This is a genomic window from Elioraea thermophila (ex Habib et al. 2022) (genome assembly GCF_003336755.1).
Lineage (GTDB): Bacteria > Pseudomonadota > Alphaproteobacteria > Acetobacterales > Acetobacteraceae > Elioraea > Elioraea thermophila.
The window spans coordinates 14,454-29,953 of record NZ_QMDI01000011.1 but is presented as its reverse complement, the minus strand read 5'-3'; the positions used below and the strand labels follow the sequence as shown (position 1 = coordinate 29,953).

The following is a 15,500-nucleotide window of genomic DNA, read 5'->3' as shown; positions in this document are numbered from 1 at the left end:
CCGCCTCGGCGGCATGGCCCCGGCGCTGAAGCCCATCGCCGACGCCGGCACCGTCCGCCTCGGCGGCATGGCCCCGGCGCTCCGTCGCGCCGCCTGATCCGCCCCGTTCCGATCGTTGCCTTCGACGAGCGCCCCCGTCCGCATGATCGGCGGGGGCGCTCCTACCGTTCGGGTCTGCCTCGGCAGCGCGTCTTCTCAGACGGGAACGATGCCTTGGTCGCCCACTCCTCCGCTGTTCGAAGGCGGGGCGAGTCGCCATCCGCCCAAATCCCGTTAGTTCAGCGGTACCGCCCGCAGCACGTCCCGCTTCACGGCGATGTCCTCGGCCAAGCGCGCCGCGAAAGCGGCACGCGGCAGGAAATAGTTCGGCGGTTGCGAGCCGCGGCGTACCGCCTCACGGTAAAGTTCGCTTCGCGCTGCCGCTTCGCACACGGTCTCGAGCCGAGCGAGGATCGGCTCCGGCGTGCCGTGCAGGCTGAACAGGCCACCGAACGACGCGGGAGCGACGTCGAACCCCTGTTCCACCGCCGTCGGGGCATCGGGAAAATCCGGATGCCGCTCGCGATCGAACACGGCGAGGATCCGCAGGTCCGTGCGACCGGCTGCCGAACCCAGGACGATCGATCCGACATCGAGACGTCCCGCGAGTACTTCGGTGATCACCGGCGCATCGGCCCGGAACGGCACATGTTCGAGTTCGACACCGGCGGCCAGCATCCACTGCACCATGGCCAGATGCGGAATCGAGGTGACGCCGAGCGTGCCGTAGGTCAGCCGCCCAGGTGCGGCGCGCGCCCGCGCCTGGAGATCCCTCAGATCCCGGATCGGGCTGTCCGGCCGCACGATGAGGGCCATGGCGTGGTTGAACACCTGGCAGATCGGAACGAAGGTGTCCGCCCGCAAACCCGAGGCAGGCTGGGTGATCGGCAACACCGACGCCACCAGGGCGGGCATGAACAACAGCGTGTAACCATCGGCCGGCTGCCGCGACACGAAGACGGAGCCGACCACGCCGGCAGCACCGTCGCGATTGATCACCACCACGGGCTGCCCGAGCAGCGGCGACATCGCCTGGGCGAGAGAACGCACGAGCAGGTCGATCGCGTTGCCCGGCGGATAGGGCAACACGATCTGTACCGGGCGATTCGGGTAGCCGTCCTGCGCCACCGCGGCCTGGCCAGGCAGTGCCGCGAGGGCGGCGGCGACAGCCAGGACCGAGCGTCGTTGCAGCATGGTTGTTTCCTCCCCTTGCTTGTTGGTGCTGCGTGGGTGCGGGCTCAGCGCATGGCGGTGATGGTCTGCGGATCCGCCCCCACCCGCCCGGCCCCCGTCACCCGCGCCGGATCGGCTCCGACCCGCCCGGCCGCCTGGTCGCGCGCGCGCGACAGTACGATGTCAAAACGCACCGAGGGCAGGCCTGGCAGGGGCGCGTTTGCATCGTCGTGACGCTCGCGGACGAGAAGCGCTGCCGACACGCCGAACACGGTGTCGCTGTCGATGTGCGGGTCGTCGGCGAAATAGAGGGCGGTGACGAGCTCGCGATAGCCCGTCGCGCCGACCATCATGTGGATGTGGGCGGGGCGGAAGCCGTGCCGCTTCTGCGCCCGGATCAGATCGCCGACCGGCCCGTCCATCGGGATCGAGTAGCCGAGCGGCTTCACCGTGCGGAGGTGATAACGCCCCTCGGCATCGGTCACGAAACGACCCCGCAGATCCATCTCCTCGGGGCTCTGTCGCTGCAGGTCGTAGAGCCCGTGCTCGTCCGTCTGCCACACGTCGAGGGTTGCGCCGGCGATCGGCCGCCCCTCGGAGTCGCGGACCGTGCCGTAGAGCACGATTTCGGCCTGCGACGGCGTACGCGCGATCGAGCTGCCGAGCGGCAGCACGGGCGCGTTTTCCCGGAAGAACGGGCCGAGCAGGCTGGTTTCGGTGGCGACCTCCTCGCGGCCTTCGGCATCGTGCATCAGGTTGACGAGGCGGGACAGGCCGAGGACATCGGAGAGCAGGATGAACTCCTGCCGATGCGGTGTGCAGGTCTGCCCGACCGCGGTGAGGAAGGCGATGCCGCGCAGCCATTCCTCGGGTGTCAGGCGCACCTCGCGCGCGAAGGCGTGCAGGTGGCGGACGAGGGAGTCCATGATCTCGCGCAGCCGCGCATCGGGCGTCGTCGCCATCTGCGCGATGACGGTGTCGGTCACGGTTTCAATCGTGCAGTCCTGCATCCGTTTCCCTCCCCTCGGTCCTTGCCGCGGCTGTCGCGCGCGACGCCGCGCGATCGGAGCGCCATCGGCCGCATGTCGACGCTGGGCGGGCGCGCCAGCACATCGGAGATCTGCGACGCGCGGTCACGGCGGCGCTCCGTTCTGCAGACGGAATGGCTCGAACTGGGGCGTGGGTTTTCCGTGCCGCATCAGCACCACCGAAGCGGGAAACTGCTGCGTGAAGGATGCGCCCGCATCGGCCAGACGACCGAGAAAGCCGTCGAGGCGGCGCATCGCGGGTACGGAGATGTCGTGCAGGACGAGCACGGGGCGTTGCTCGGCGAGGCAGCCCGCCAAGGCACGGTCCTGCCAGCCTTCCGGGTCACGCCAATCCCCCGGCACCTGCGTCCAGGTGACGACCGTGTAGCCGCCGGCGGTGAGATGCTCGATCGCCTCGGCGCTGAAGAGGTGCCGGCCGAGCCGCCCACCGCCACCGACGGGGCGGAACAGACGGTCCGGATCGGCGAGCGCACCCAGTGCAGCCTGGGTCCGGCCGATCTCCGCCTCCGCATGGCCAGGATCGTTCCGCTCACCGAGCGGCCCGGCGTGGCTCCAGGTGTGATTGCCGATGCGATGGCCCTCGGCCCGTGCACGCTCGACGAGAGCCCGCCCGCGAGCATCGGCGAGGCGGCTGCCAACGACGAAGAACCACGCCGGCACGCCACGCCGCGCCAGCACCTCGAGAACGAGCGGCGTCGCCTCCGCGTCCGGCCCGTTGTCGAAGGTGAGCGTGACGCAGGGGAGAGACATCACGGCTCGGCTGCGATCGGGTTGCGCAACCGGCCGATCCCCTCGATCTCGACCTCGATCACGTCGCCGGGCGCGAGGAAGCGCGGTGGCGTGCGGGCATAGCCGACACCCGCCGGCGTGCCGGTGGCGATCACGTCTCCCGGCTCGAGCGTCATCACCTCGGACAGGAGCGACACCAGGCGAGCGACGGGGAAAATCATGTCCGACGTGTCCCCGTCCTGCATCACCTCGCCGTTGAGCAGGGCCCTGATCGACAGCCCGGCCGCGCCGGGCGGAAGCGCATCGGCCGTCACGATCCAGGGCCCGAAGGCGCCGGTGGCATCGAAGTTCTTGCCCGCCCCCCACTGGCTGGAGCGGCGCTGATAGTCGCGCACCGAACCGTCGTTGAAACAGGCGTAGCCGGCGACGTGGGCGAGCGCCTCCTCCTCGCGCACATGGCGCGCGCGCCGGCCGATCACCACGGCGAGCTCCGCCTCCCAATCGAGCCGTTCGCTCACCCGCGGCCGCAGCATCGGTTCATCGGGCCCGATGAGGGACGAGGCGGCGCGGAGAAAGAGCGCCGGATAGTCCGGGATCGGGTTGCCGCCTTCCGCGGCGTGGCGGGCGTAGTTGAGCCCGATGCAAATGATCTTCCCCGGACACGGAACCGGCGGCTGCAGCCGCACCTGTCGCAACGGAATGGCTGCGGCGCGTTCCGCCCGTTCGGCCAAGTGGGATGGCGGCATTTCAAGGAGGCCGCGCATCGCCCCCGTTCCCTCGGCGAGCGGTGCGACCACGCCGTCGATCAAGGCTCCGGCCATCGGCCGTCCGTCGGCGAGGAAGCTCACCAGCCGCATCGTTCCCTCCAAGTGGCACTTTAATCGATAAAATCGTTTCTGCAAGTCATTTATCGATAGGCGTTCGACCCGATCGCCGGCATATTGCCGGCATGCCGCGCCCCTCCCTCTCGGATGCCGCCGAGGCGGTGACCCTCGCCACGGTCGCCTATCGACGGCTGCGCGATGACATCCTGGACTGCCGTTTGCCGCCGGGGGCGAAACTGAAGGTGCAGCACCTCGCGGACCACTACGGGATCGGCCCGGCGCCGTTACGGGAGGCGCTTTCCCGACTGGTCTCCGAAGGGCTGGTGGAACGCGTCGAGCAGCGCGGGTTTCGGGTGGCGGCGGCCGATCCGCAGGATCTCGCCGGGCTGGTCCGCACGCGCTGTCTGGTCGAGCCCCTTGCCTTGAAGGAATCCGTCCGGCGCGGGGCGGCCGATTGGGAGGACCGCGTCACCGCTGCGGCGGGTCGGCTGGCTCGTCTGCCCCGCTTTCTCGATCCCACCGCGCGCACGGCGAACCCGGCCTGGGAGGAGGCGCATCGGGCGTTCCATCACGCCCTGATCTCGGCGTGCGACGCGCCGCCGCTCCTCGAACTCTGCACGCGGCTGCGCGAAGCGGCGGACCGCTACCGCGCCCTCGCCACCACCGTCTCCTACCCCGGGCGGGATGTCGCGGCGGAACATGCCGCGATCGCGGAGGCGGCACTCGCCCGCGACGCCGATCGCGCCGCCGCCCTGCTCGCCGAGCATCTGGCCGCCACCGGGCGCTTCGTCACGCTGGCCTTGGCGCGCCGTATCGAGCCCGGCGAGGCGGCGGTGCGCCGGACCCGTTCTGCCGCGTCATCCCTCGGAAGATCCGTTGCCGCGCCGCGACGGCGTCCACGCGACGGCCTAGCCTGAGCCGCACGCCGCCGCGCCGACGCGAAGCCGGTCATCCTGGGCAGGCTCGGCGTAGAGCGACCGTACGGCCCGCCGCCTCGGGACGGCGGCGAAGCAGCGTCGAGGCCGGTGCCGCGTTGGGGAGTGGCGCGCCCGAGAGGATTCGAACCCCTAACCCTCAGATCCGTAGTCTGATGCTCTATCCAGTTGAGCTACGGGCGCGCGCGAGGGCGCCGAGATAGCGGAAGGGGCAGCGGGGGGCAAGAGGTGCAGGAGCAAACCTGCCGCCGCCCCTTCCGGCGCTCGCAATCGGGACGCTGCCGGCTCCCGCGCTCAGGCCCCCAGCTTGTCGAGCTCGCGCACCACCGCCTCGCCCATCACCTGCGTCGAGACGCGCGCAAGCCCTGGCTGCATGATGTCCGCCGTGCGCAGCCCCGAGCCGAGCACGTTGCCGCAGGCACGCTCAACCAGGCGCGCCTCCTCCTCGAGGCCGAAAGAATGGCGCAACAGCATGGCGAAGGAGAGGATCATCGCCATCGGGTTCGCGATCCCCTTGCCCGCGATGTCCGGTGCGGAGCCATGGATCGGCTCATAGAGCGCGTGGCGCCGGCCACCGGGCCCGACCGCGCCGAGTGTGGCCGACGGCAACATGCCGAGAGAACCCGTCAGCATCGAAGCAAGATCGGAGAGGAGGTCGCCGAACAGGTTGGTGGTGACGATGACGTCGAACTGGCGCGGATTGCGCACGAGCTGCATGGCGCAGTTGTCGGCGTACATGTGGGTCAGCGCGACATCCGGGAACTCGCGCTGCTGCAGGGCGGTGACGGTCTCGCGCCACAGGAGCCCGCTCTCCATCACGTTCGCCTTCTCGACCGAACAGACGCGGCCCTGCCGCTTGCGGGCGAGCTCGAACGCGACGCGCGCCACGCGCTCGATCTCGGGCGTGGTGTAGACCTCGGTGTTGATGCCGCGCTTCGTGCCGTCGGGCAGGGTTTCGATGCCGCGCGGTTCGCCGAAATAGATGCCGCCCGTCGATTCGCGCACGATCATGATGTCGAGCCCCCGCACCACCTCGGGCTTCAGCGTGGAGGCGTCGACGAGCGCGTCCATCACGATGGCGGGCCGAAGGTTGGCGAACAGGCCGAGCTCGCGCCTGAGCGACAGGATCGCGATCTCCGGCCGCCTGTCGAAGCCGAGCCCGTCCCATTTCGGCCCGCCCACCGCGCCGAACAGCACGGCGTCGACCTCCTTCGCCCTGGCGATGGTTTCGGGCAGGATCGGCACGCCGTGGGCGTCGATCGCCGCCCCGCCGACGAGCCCCTCCTCGATCGCGAAGCTGAGCCCGCGCCGGCGCTCGAACCACTCGATCACCCGGCGCGCCTCGCGCATCACCTCGGGCCCGATCCCGTCTCCGGGCAGGATGAGCAGGGACTTGTTGGCGCTCATGCGTGTCCTCGTCGCGATCATCGCGCGCTTCCTCGCGCGCGTTCGGGGCGGAAACTCGGCTGTGGCGAATTGGCGGGAAGCGGCGGACCGTCAGCCGACCGCCCAGGGCTCGGCGGCGCGGCGGCGCGCCTCGTAGGCGGCGATCTTGTCCGCGTGCGCGAGCGTCAGCGCGATGTCGTCCAGCCCCTCGAGCAGGCAGCGCTTGCGGAAGGGATCGATCTCGAAGCGGATCTCCTCGCCGTTCGGCCGCACAACCACCTGCCGTTCGAGATCGACGGTGAGCCGCGCATTCGCCCCCAGCCTGGCGTCCTCGGCGAGCGCATCGCACACCGCCTGCGGCAGCTTGATCGGCAGAATGCCGTTCTTGAAGCAGTTGTTGTAGAAGATGTCGGCGAACTCGGGCGCGATGATGCAGCGGATGCCGAAATCGAGCAGCGCCCAAGGCGCGTGCTCGCGCGAGGAGCCGCAGCCGAAATTGGGGCCGGCGATCAGGATCTGCGCCCGCCGCCACGGTTCCTTGTTCAGGACGAAATCGGGGTCCTCGCTGCCGTCCGGGCGGTAGCGCATGGCATGGAACAGGGCCGAGCCGAGCCCCGTGCGCTTGATCGTCTTCAGGAAGCGGGCCGGGATGATTTTGTCGGTGTCGATGTTCGGGATCGGCAACGCGGCGGCGATCCCCGTCAGCGTGGTGAAGGGCTGCATCGCGACCTCCCGGTTCAGTGCGCGACGAGCTCGCGCACATCCGCAAGCCGGCCGGTGACGGCGGCGGCCGCGGCCATGGCGGGGCTCATCAGGTGCGTCCGCCCACCCGGGCCCTGGCGTCCCTCGAAGTTGCGGTTCGAGGTCGAGGCACAGCGCTGCCCGGGTTTGAGCTGGTCGGGGTTCATGCCGAGGCACATCGAGCAGCCCGCCTCGCGCCACTCGAACCCGGCCTCCTTGAAGATCCGATCAAGCCCCTCGCGTTCGGCCTGCTGCTTCACCAGGCCCGACCCGGGCACCACCATCGCCCGCACGCCGTCCGCCACCTTGCGGCCGTTCACCACCGCGGCGGCGGCGCGCAGGTCCTCGATGCGGCTGTTGGTGCAGGAGCCGATGAAGACGACGTCGACGCGGATATCCTGCATCCGCGTTCCCGGCGTGAGGCCCATGTACTCGAGCATGCGACGCTTCGCCGCCCGCCGGGCTTCCGTCGGTTCGTCGTCCGGATCGGGGACCGCACCGGTGATCGGCACCACGTCTTCGGGGCTCGTGCCCCAGGTGACGAGGGGAGCGATGTCGCTGGCGTCGAGAACGACACGCGTGTCGTACTGCGCGCCGGCATCGGACGGGAGGGTCCGCCACTGGGCCACCGCGCGGTCCCACGCCTCCCCCTTCGGCGCATAGGGCCTGTCCTTCAGCCAGGCGAAGGTCGTCTCGTCCGGGGCGATCAGCCCGGCACGGGCGCCGGCCTCGATCGACATGTTGCAGATCGTCATCCGTCCCGCCATGTCAAGGCCGCGAATGACGTCGCCCGCGTATTCGATCACGTGGCCGGTGCCGCCCGCGGTGCCGATGCGCCCGATGATGGCGAGCACGACGTCCTTCGCCGTGCAGCCGAAGCCGAGCCGCCCGTTCACCTCGATCAGCATGTTCTTCGCCGGCTTCTGCAGCAGCGTCTGCGTCGCCAGGACGTGCTCCACCTCGGAGGTGCCGATGCCGAAGGCGAGCGCGCCGAACGCACCATGGGTCGAGGTATGGGAGTCGCCGCAGACGATGGTGAGCCCGGGCAAGGTGAGCCCCTGCTCGGGTCCGACCACGTGCACGATGCCCTGGCGGGCGTCGTTCAGCGGGAAATAGGTGATGCCGAACTCGGCGACGTTGCGCTCGAGGGTCTCGACCTGCAGGCGGCTTTCCGGTTCCTCGATGCCGACGGAACGATCCGATGTCGGCACGTTGTGGTCGGCGACCGCGAAGGTGAGATCGGGGCGGCGCGGGCGGCGGCCGGCAAGGCGAAGCCCTTCGAAGGCCTGCGGGCTCGTCACCTCGTGCACGAGATGGCGGTCGATGTAGAGGATCGCGGTGCCGTCGGGCAGGCGTTCGACGACGTGCGCATCCCAGATCTTGTCGAACAGCGTGCGCGGCCGGGCTGCTTCCGCCATGCTTGCCGCCCTCCCCTCGTCCTTCCGCCGCGTCTCAGCCCTGCGCGTTCTCGGCCGGCGAGGCCGCCTCGGCCACCGGCGCCTCCGCCCCGCCCGTGAGGCCGAGCTTCTCCGCGATGCGCGCGGCCTTACCCGTGCGTCCGCGCAGGTAGTAGAGCTTGGCGCGGCGAACGTCGCCGCGACGCACCACCTTGATCTCGGCGATGCTCGGCGAATGGAGCGGGAAGATGCGCTCCACCCCCTCGCCGTAGGAGATCTTGCGCACGGTGAAGGAGCTGTTGATGCCGGCGTTCTTGCGCGCGATGCATACGCCCTCGAAGGCCTGAAGGCGGGTGCGCTCGCCCTCGATCACCTTCACCATCACGCGCAGCGTATCGCCGGGCCCGAACTCGGGGACGGGGCGTTCGGCGAGGCGCTTCGCCAGCTGCTCGGCCTCGATCTGCTGCAAGAGGTTCATCGCTCCACTCCTTCGTCGTTCCGTGTCCGGCCCGTTCCGGGCCGCGATTGTTCCGTCATGCCGTGGGGGCGGCTTCGGCGAGCGCGCGGTAGGCTTCCCACAGGTCGGGGCGGCGGTCGCGCGTGTCCGCCTCGGCCTGGGCGCGGCGCCAGGCGGCGACGGCGGCATGGTCGCCGCTGCGCAGGACCTCCGGCACCGTCATGTCCTTCCACGTCGCCGGCCGCGTGTACTGCGGGTATTCGAGCAAGCCGTGGGCGAAACTTTCCTCCGCCGCACTCGCCGCCTCGCCCATCACCCCCGGCAGAAGCCGCACGCACGCATCCATCAGCACGATCGCTGCCGGCTCTCCCCCCGACAGCACGTAGTCCCCGATGGAGATCTCCTCCATCCGGCGATGGCGAATCACCCGCTCGTCGATGCCCTCGTAGCGGCCGCAGAGCAGGATCGCGCCCGGGCCCTCGGCAAGGGCGCGCACGCGGCGCTGGGTCAGCAGACGCCCGCGCGGCGTGAAGACGATCAGCGGCAGATCGGGGGCGCGCTCGAGTGCGGCGGACACCGCATCGTCCACCACGTCGGGCCGCATCACCATCCCCGGGCCCCCGCCGAACGGCGTGTCGTCCACGCTGCGGTGGCGGTCGGTGGCGAAATCGCGGATGTCGATCGTCTCCAGCGCCCAATCCCCGCGCGCGAGCGCCTTGCCGGCGAGCGAATGCCCGAGCGGACCCGGGAACATCTCCGGAAACAGGGTGAGCACGACGGCGCGCCAGGTCATGCCGCCGCCTCCCGCTCGCCCGCGGCCGAAGGCGGCACGACCACCTCGGCAGGCGGGATGACGACCAGGCGACCGCGGGCGAGATCGACGAGCGGCACGCTGGTACGGGTGAACGGCACGGTGAGCAGGCCGTCGTCCGCCGCGATCTCGAGGAAGGTGCCGGCCCCGTAATCCTCGACCGCGGTTACGCGCCCGAGCACGCGCCCCTCGGCATCCTCCGCCGCGAGCCCGATCAAGTCGGCGCGGTAGAACTCGTCCGGATCCTCGAGGGCAGGAAGCTGCGCGCGTTCGGCGTAGAGGCGCGTGCCGGTCAGGCGCGCGGCAGCGTCGCGATCGGCCACACCGTCGATGGCGCAGACCGGCATCGCGCCCCGCATCACCACGCGGAGGGCGAAGCGACGACCCGCCTCGTCGGCAAGCGGGCCGTAGTCGGCGATCGCGCACGGGTCGGCGGTGAAGGACTGCACGCGCACGAGGCCTTTCACCCCGTGCGGGCGTCCGATCACGCCGAGCAGGATGCGCTCCTGGGCCACGCGCGAACCCCTCGCTCGTCAGCCTTCGTCCGCCCGTCAGCCGGCAGCCGCCGCGGCGCGCTCCTGCGCCTTCTTCTTCGGCAGGTGCTGCTTGGTCTGGGTCGGGCGCGGCGGCGGCGGGATCAGCCCGGCCTTGGCGAGGAAGCGCGCGACGCGATCCGTCACCTGGGCACCCCGCTCGAGCCAGGCCTTGATCTTCTCCGGCTGCAAACGCACGCGGTCGGCGTGGTCCTGCGGCAGCATCGGGTTGTAGGTACCGAGCTTCTCGATGAAGCGCCCGTCGCGCGGGGCGCGGCTGTCGGCAGCGACGATGTGGTAGTAGGGACGCTTCTTCGCCCCCGCCCTGGCAAGCCTGATCTTCACGGCCATTCGCGTTCGTTCTCCGTCCTGATCGTTCCGTTGAGTGTTTGATCCCGCTCAGAAGGGCCGCCGGCCCCCGCCCGGCAGCCCCGCCCCGGGCGGCAACAGCGCGCCGAGCCCGCCGCGCATCAGCCCGGTTGTGCCGAGCTTCTGCATCCGCTTCATCATCGTCTGCATGTCGTCGAACTGCTTGAGCAACCGGTTCACGTCCTCGACCTTGGTGCCCGAGCCCGCGGCGATGCGGCGCTTGCGCGAGGCCTTGATGATCTCGGGCCTGCGCCGTTCCTCGCGCGTCATGCTGTCGATGATCGCGATCTGACGCTTGACCAGCTTGTCGTCGAGCTTGGCCTCCGCCAGCTTGCCCTGCAGCTTGCCGAGCCCGGGGATCATGTTCAGCAGCGACGACAGGCTGCCCATCTTGGTGATCTGGGCGAGCTGCTTGCGATAATCCTCGAGGTCGAAGCCCCCCTTGGCGATCTTGGCGGCAAGCTTCTCCGCTTCCTCGGCCTCGATGGTGGCGGCGGCACGCTCGACGAGCGAGACGATGTCGCCCATGCCGAGGATGCGGCCGGCGATGCGGTCGGGGTGGAAATCCTCGAGCGCATCCAGCTTCTCGCCGACACCGATCAGGCGAATGGGTGCGCCGGTGATCGCGCGCATCGACAGCGCCGCACCGCCGCGCGCATCACCATCCATGCGCGTCATCACGATGCCCGTCACCCCCACCTTCTCGTGGAAGGACTTGGCCACCGTGACCGCGTCCTGACCCGTCATCGCATCGACGACGAGCAGCTTCTCGTGCGGCCGCGCGACGGCGGCGACCTCGGCCACCTCGGCCATCAGCGCCTCGTCGATGGCGAGCCGGCCCGCGGTGTCGAGGATCAGCACATCGAAGCCGCCGCGGCGCGCCTCATCGAGCGCCCGGCGCGCGATCTCGACGGGGGTCTGCCCGCGCACGATGGGCAGGCTGATGACCCCCGCCCGGTCGGCCAAGGTGGCGAGCTGCTCCATCGCGGCCGGGCGCGAGACGTCGAGCGAGGCGACGAGCACGCGCTTGCGCTCGCGCTCCTTCAGGCGAAGGGCGATCTTGCCGGCGGTGGTGGTCTTGCCCGAGCCCTGCAGGCCGAGCATCAGCACCACGAAAGGCGGAGAGCCGCGAAGGTCGAGCCCGGGAGCCGCAGGGCCCAGCATGTCGACCAGCGCGTCGTGCACGATCTTGACGACCTGCTGGGCGGGGGTGACGGACTTCAGCACCGCCTCGCCCACCGCCTTCGCCCGCACGCTCTCGATGAACTGCTTGACGACCGGGAGGGCGACGTCGGCCTCGAGCAGCGCGATGCGCACCTCGCGCAAGGCTCCGTTGACGTCGGCCTCGGTCAGCGCGCCGCGTTTCTTCAGCCGATCGAAAATGCCTGTCAGGCGGCCCGACAGGGAGTCGAACATGGCCCTGCTCCAACCCGGCCCCTAGCCCCAAAGCCCAGCGCGCCGCTGCGCGAGCCTTCGCGGAGCGGCGTCGCCCCCTGCCGGAGGGGGCGTGTCAGGGCCCGGGTGTGCCGGAGCCCCTCCTTCTGGGCCAGAAGCCCCGCGCGGTCAAGGCGTACCCTGCCGCGCCCGCAGCATGGCCTCGCGGCGGGCGATGTAGGCGACCGAGACCGCCATCAGGGCCACCCCGGCGGCGAGCGGCCAGCCGGGGCGCTCGCCGAACAGCACCGCGCCGAACAGGGCGCCGATCGGCACCTGGGCGAACTCGACGGGCGCAAGCAGCGAGGCTTCGGCGCGCCGCGCCGCATGGCTCGCACACAGATCGCCCAGCACGGCGAGGCCGGCCGCACCCACCATCAGCCCCCACTCGACAAGCCCGGGGGTGCGCCAGAACCAGAGGCTCGGCGGCAGCCAGGCGACGAAGCCGGTGATGCCGTACCAGAACACCACCCGCACCGGCGGCTCGCCTGCACGCGCCATCACCCGGATGAAGGCCGACACGCAGGCGCCGCAGAACGCGGCGGCGAGCGCGAACCCAGCCCCACGGCTGACGGCGAAGGGGGCCGCGACCCCACTCTCGCCGAACAGGATCACCATGACCCCAAGGAAGCCGATGGCGGCGGCGAGCGGACGTCGCCAGCCCACGCGCTCCCCCAGCACGGCGACCGCGATGACGAGCAGCCACAAGGGGCGGGACTGGCCGAGCGCGATCACCTCGGCGAGCGGGATCAAGGACAGGGCAGAGAGGGAAAAGGCCATCGCCCCCACCCCGGCCAGGCCACGGCCGAGATGCAGGCCCAAGCGGCGCGTGGCGAGAGACGGCGCCCGCCGCCCCAGCAGCCACGGCGCGAGCAGCAGCATGGTGAAGGCCGCGCGCGAGAGGTTGAGCAGAGGCAGCGGCGTGCCGCGGGCGAGCAAAACCTTGTTGCAGGCCGCCATGCCGGCGAACAGCGTCGTCGCCGCCACCATGAAGGCGAGCCCCTGCAGGGGCGCAGGAAGGCGGCTCATCGCCGCCCACCGCCGCCCGCACCGAGCCAGAGCCCGGCCAGGATGAGGGCGAAGCCCAGGCCGTGAAAGGGTTCGGGCCGCTCGCCGAGCAGCAGCATGGCGAGACCCACCCCGAAGGCGGGCTGCAGGTGCAGGAACGGCCCTGCCGCCGCCGGGCCGATCAGCGCCACGCCGCGGTTCCAGCAGAGATAGGCGCCGATCGAGGCGAACAGCGCCGTGTACAGCACCGCCCCCGCCGTCGCCGCATCGGCCCGCGGCAGCGCCCCCGTCAGCGCGACCTCGAGAAGCCAGGAGGGCACCAGCACGGCGAGGCCGAACAGCGTGGTGATGGCGAGCAGCACGAGCGGGGGGAAGGCACCGGCCGGCAGACGGCGGAGAAGCACCGTATACATCCCCCAGCCGAACACGGCGACCAGCATCACCCCATCCCACGGGTTGAGGCGGAGCGCCCCGAGCGCGGCGGGGTCACCACGCGCGGCGATGACCGCCACCCCGGCGAGCGAGATCGCCACGCCCGCGAGCCGCCGGGGCGATGGCCGCTCGCCGTCGATGAGGAAGGCAGCGAGCACGATCATCAACGGCGTCAGACTCACCACCAGCGAGCCGTTCAGCGCCTCGGTGCCGGTGAGCGCGATGTAGGAGAGGGTGTTGAAGCTGCCCATGCCGGTGAGGCCGAGCCCCACCAGCACCCCGGCGTGGCGGCGGATCAGCCGCGCCCGGGACGCGACGTCGCGCCAGACGACGGGCAGCAGGATGAGGGCGGCGAGAAGCCAGCGCAGGAGGGCAAGGGCCACCGGTGGCACCACGCCGCGCACCGCCCGCCCAAGCACGAAATTTCCCGACCAGAACAGGGCGGCGAGCGCGAGCAGGGCGGCCGCTTGCGCCAGCGCCTGCCTCGGCGGGCGGGCCGGTTCGACGGGCGCGCGGTCGGACGGAAAGGCCTTGTTCAGGACCAGGGCTCCTCCCGCTTCCCGATAGCCCGGCCCTGGCGAGGCCGCCATGCCGCCTTGCCCGCGCGCCGTGCAGGGCCGATCCTCCCTTCCCTCCCTTCGATCACGGATGCCGCCCCGTGCTCCCTTGTTTCGCACCACCCGACACGCCCGCCCTGCCTCTCTTTCCGCTCACGCCCGAGCGCCTGCCCGCCTGGCGCACGGCGCACCCCGCCGGACCCTTCGTCGCCGCGACCGGGTTCGCCGCCAAGCCCGGCGAGACCTTGCTGATCCCGGGCGAGAGCGGCCTCGGCGGCGCCCTCGTTGGGCTCGGCGAGGGGCGCGAGAGTGCCTGGAGCTTCGGCGGCCTGCCTTTCGCCCTGCCTCCCGACACGGTGTGGCGTCTCGAGCTCGACGGCGCACCGGAACCGGCCGCCCTGCGCGCGAAGGCCGTGCTCGGCTGGGGTCTCGGCGCCTACCGCTATGCCCGCTTCAAGGCCCCGCCGCGGGCCGCGGCGCGTCTGGTCGTCTCGGCGGCCGACGATCCCGTGCTCGCCGAGGTCGAGGTCACCCACCGTGTACGCGACCTGATCAACCACCCGGCGAACCACCTCGGCCCCGATGAGCTCGCCGAAACCGCGATCGCGCTCGCCGGGCGCCATGGCGCGAGCGTCCGCGTCGTCCGCGGCCAGGCGCTCGCGGAGGGCTACCCGGCCGTCGCCGCCGTCGGTGCGGGCAGCGCGCGGCCCCCCTGCGTCGTCCGCCTCGACTGGAGCGGCCCAGCCGGGCCCGAGGCCCCTCTGATCGCGCTCTGCGGCAAGGGCGTGGTGTTCGACACCGGCGGCTACGACCTCAAGCCCGCCCAGGCGATGTTGCAGATGAAGAAGGACATGGGCGGGGCGGCGGTCGCTTTCGGCGTGGCCGAACTCGTCATGCGCGCTGGCCTGCCGGTGCGGCTCCTTCTGCTGATCGGCGCGGTGGAGAACGCCATCGGGGCGCATGCGATGCGCCCGCGCGACGTGATCCGCACCCGCAAGGGGCTGACGGTGGAGATCGGCAACACGGATGCCGAAGGCCGGCTCGTGCTCGCCGACCTCTTGGCGGAGGCCGATGCGGAGTCGCCCGACCTCCTGCTCGATTTCGCCACGCTCACGGGTGCGGCGCGCATCGCCCTCGGGCCCGACCTCGTCGCCCTGTTCGCGCGCCGCGATGCCACCGCCGAGGCGCTGGTCAAGAGCGGAGACGCGGCGGAAGACCCGCTCTGGCGGCTGCCGATTTGGTCAGGCTACGCGTCGTGGCTCGACTCGGAGGTCGCCGATCTCGGCAACGTCTCGTCGCGGCCGCATGCCGGGGCGATCGTGGCGGCCTCGTTCCTCGATCGTTTCGTCTCCGCCGACCGCGACTGGGCCCATCTCGACCTCTATGCCTGGAACGATTCCGCGCGCCCCGGCCGGCCGGAGGGCGGCGAGGCGACGGGGATGCGCGCGGTGTGGCACGGCCTCGTTGCGCGGTACGATCATGGCCGCCCGATCCCGCCGAGTCGCAGCCCCGTCGACCCGGCCGTCACGCCGAGATGATGGGCCGCCGGCAACCGTTTCGGTGCCAGGGGTTTGCTTTGCGCACCCGTTTCATTACATCTCCCGTCGGAAGACCGGTCGCCGGGGC

16 protein-coding genes and 1 tRNA gene are annotated in these 15,500 nt (G+C 71.1%); 2 read left to right on the top strand and 15 right to left on the bottom strand.

Going from position 1 to position 15,500, the window contains the following annotated elements:
• Positions 1–273: 273 nt before the first annotated feature.
• The 4 genes from DWB05_RS13370 to DWB05_RS13355 form a co-directional block, all read right to left on the bottom strand.
• Positions 274–1,233, bottom strand: a complete 960-nt coding sequence (locus DWB05_RS13370) for a tripartite tricarboxylate transporter substrate binding protein (RefSeq protein WP_114377718.1) — start codon at positions 1,231–1,233, stop codon at positions 274–276.
• Positions 1,234–1,277: 44 nt separating this feature from the next.
• On the bottom strand, positions 1,278–2,198 hold the full coding sequence (locus tag DWB05_RS13365; RefSeq protein ID WP_232818550.1) for a dioxygenase family protein: 921 nt from the start codon (positions 2,196–2,198) through the stop codon (positions 1,278–1,280).
• Positions 2,199–2,345: 147 nt separating this feature from the next.
• A complete protein-coding gene (locus tag DWB05_RS13360; RefSeq protein ID WP_114377716.1) occupies positions 2,346–3,011 on the bottom strand; it encodes a polysaccharide deacetylase family protein in 666 nt (221 codons plus the stop codon).
• A complete protein-coding gene (locus tag DWB05_RS13355) occupies positions 3,011–3,847 on the bottom strand; it encodes a fumarylacetoacetate hydrolase family protein (RefSeq protein ID WP_114377715.1) in 837 nt (278 codons plus the stop codon). Before DWB05_RS13355 ends, DWB05_RS13360 begins: the two co-directional genes overlap by 1 nt.
• 92 nt (positions 3,848–3,939) lie before the next feature.
• On the opposite strand from DWB05_RS13355, the gene DWB05_RS13350 reads away from it, so the two are divergent.
• Positions 3,940–4,731: a GntR family transcriptional regulator gene (locus DWB05_RS13350; protein WP_114377714.1), complete on the top strand. Its 792-nt coding sequence runs from the start codon at positions 3,940–3,942 to the stop codon at positions 4,729–4,731.
• Between the two features lie 124 nt (positions 4,732–4,855).
• On the opposite strand, the gene DWB05_RS13345 is transcribed toward DWB05_RS13350, so the two are convergent.
• From DWB05_RS13345 to DWB05_RS13295, 11 genes are all read right to left on the bottom strand, one after another.
• Positions 4,856–4,932: transfer RNA gene (locus DWB05_RS13345), tRNA-Arg, on the bottom strand.
• A 111-nt stretch (positions 4,933–5,043) separates the two neighbouring features.
• A complete protein-coding gene (leuB, locus tag DWB05_RS13340; RefSeq protein WP_114377713.1) occupies positions 5,044–6,156 on the bottom strand; it encodes a 3-isopropylmalate dehydrogenase in 1,113 nt (370 codons plus the stop codon).
• A 90-nt stretch (positions 6,157–6,246) separates the two neighbouring features.
• A complete protein-coding gene (leuD, locus tag DWB05_RS13335; RefSeq protein ID WP_114377712.1) occupies positions 6,247–6,858 on the bottom strand; it encodes a 3-isopropylmalate dehydratase small subunit in 612 nt (203 codons plus the stop codon).
• A 14-nt stretch (positions 6,859–6,872) separates the two neighbouring features.
• The gene (gene leuC, locus DWB05_RS13330) at positions 6,873–8,294 is read right to left on the bottom strand and encodes a 3-isopropylmalate dehydratase large subunit (RefSeq protein ID WP_114377711.1); all 1,422 of its coding nucleotides are present in this window, start codon (positions 8,292–8,294) and stop codon (positions 6,873–6,875) included.
• A gap of 34 nt (positions 8,295–8,328) precedes the next feature.
• A complete protein-coding gene (rplS, locus tag DWB05_RS13325; protein ID WP_114377710.1) occupies positions 8,329–8,751 on the bottom strand; it encodes a 50S ribosomal protein L19 in 423 nt (140 codons plus the stop codon).
• A 55-nt stretch (positions 8,752–8,806) separates the two neighbouring features.
• Positions 8,807–9,523, bottom strand: a complete 717-nt coding sequence (gene trmD, locus DWB05_RS13320; protein WP_114377709.1) for a tRNA (guanosine(37)-N1)-methyltransferase TrmD — start codon at positions 9,521–9,523, stop codon at positions 8,807–8,809.
• Positions 9,520–10,056: a ribosome maturation factor RimM gene (rimM, locus tag DWB05_RS13315; protein ID WP_114377708.1), complete on the bottom strand. Its 537-nt coding sequence runs from the start codon at positions 10,054–10,056 to the stop codon at positions 9,520–9,522. Before rimM ends, trmD begins: the two co-directional genes overlap by 4 nt.
• A gap of 36 nt (positions 10,057–10,092) precedes the next feature.
• Positions 10,093–10,425 (bottom strand): 30S ribosomal protein S16, encoded by a 333-nt coding sequence (gene rpsP, locus DWB05_RS13310; RefSeq protein WP_114377707.1) that lies wholly within the window; start codon positions 10,423–10,425, stop codon positions 10,093–10,095.
• Positions 10,426–10,473: 48 nt separating this feature from the next.
• Positions 10,474–11,859: a signal recognition particle protein gene (gene ffh, locus DWB05_RS13305; RefSeq protein WP_114377706.1), complete on the bottom strand. Its 1,386-nt coding sequence runs from the start codon at positions 11,857–11,859 to the stop codon at positions 10,474–10,476.
• 147 nt (positions 11,860–12,006) lie between these two features.
• Positions 12,007–12,906, bottom strand: a complete 900-nt coding sequence (locus DWB05_RS13300; RefSeq protein ID WP_114377705.1) for a DMT family transporter — start codon at positions 12,904–12,906, stop codon at positions 12,007–12,009.
• Complete coding sequence (locus DWB05_RS13295; protein WP_114377704.1) at positions 12,903–13,907, bottom strand: DMT family transporter; 1,005 nt, start codon at positions 13,905–13,907, stop codon at positions 12,903–12,905. Before DWB05_RS13295 ends, DWB05_RS13300 begins: the two co-directional genes overlap by 4 nt.
• Positions 13,908–13,975: 68 nt before the next feature.
• Between DWB05_RS13295 and DWB05_RS13290 the strand changes: the two genes are divergently transcribed.
• Complete coding sequence (locus tag DWB05_RS13290; protein WP_114377703.1) at positions 13,976–15,412, top strand: leucyl aminopeptidase family protein; 1,437 nt, start codon at positions 13,976–13,978, stop codon at positions 15,410–15,412.
• The last annotated feature ends 88 nt before the right edge of the window (positions 15,413–15,500 follow it).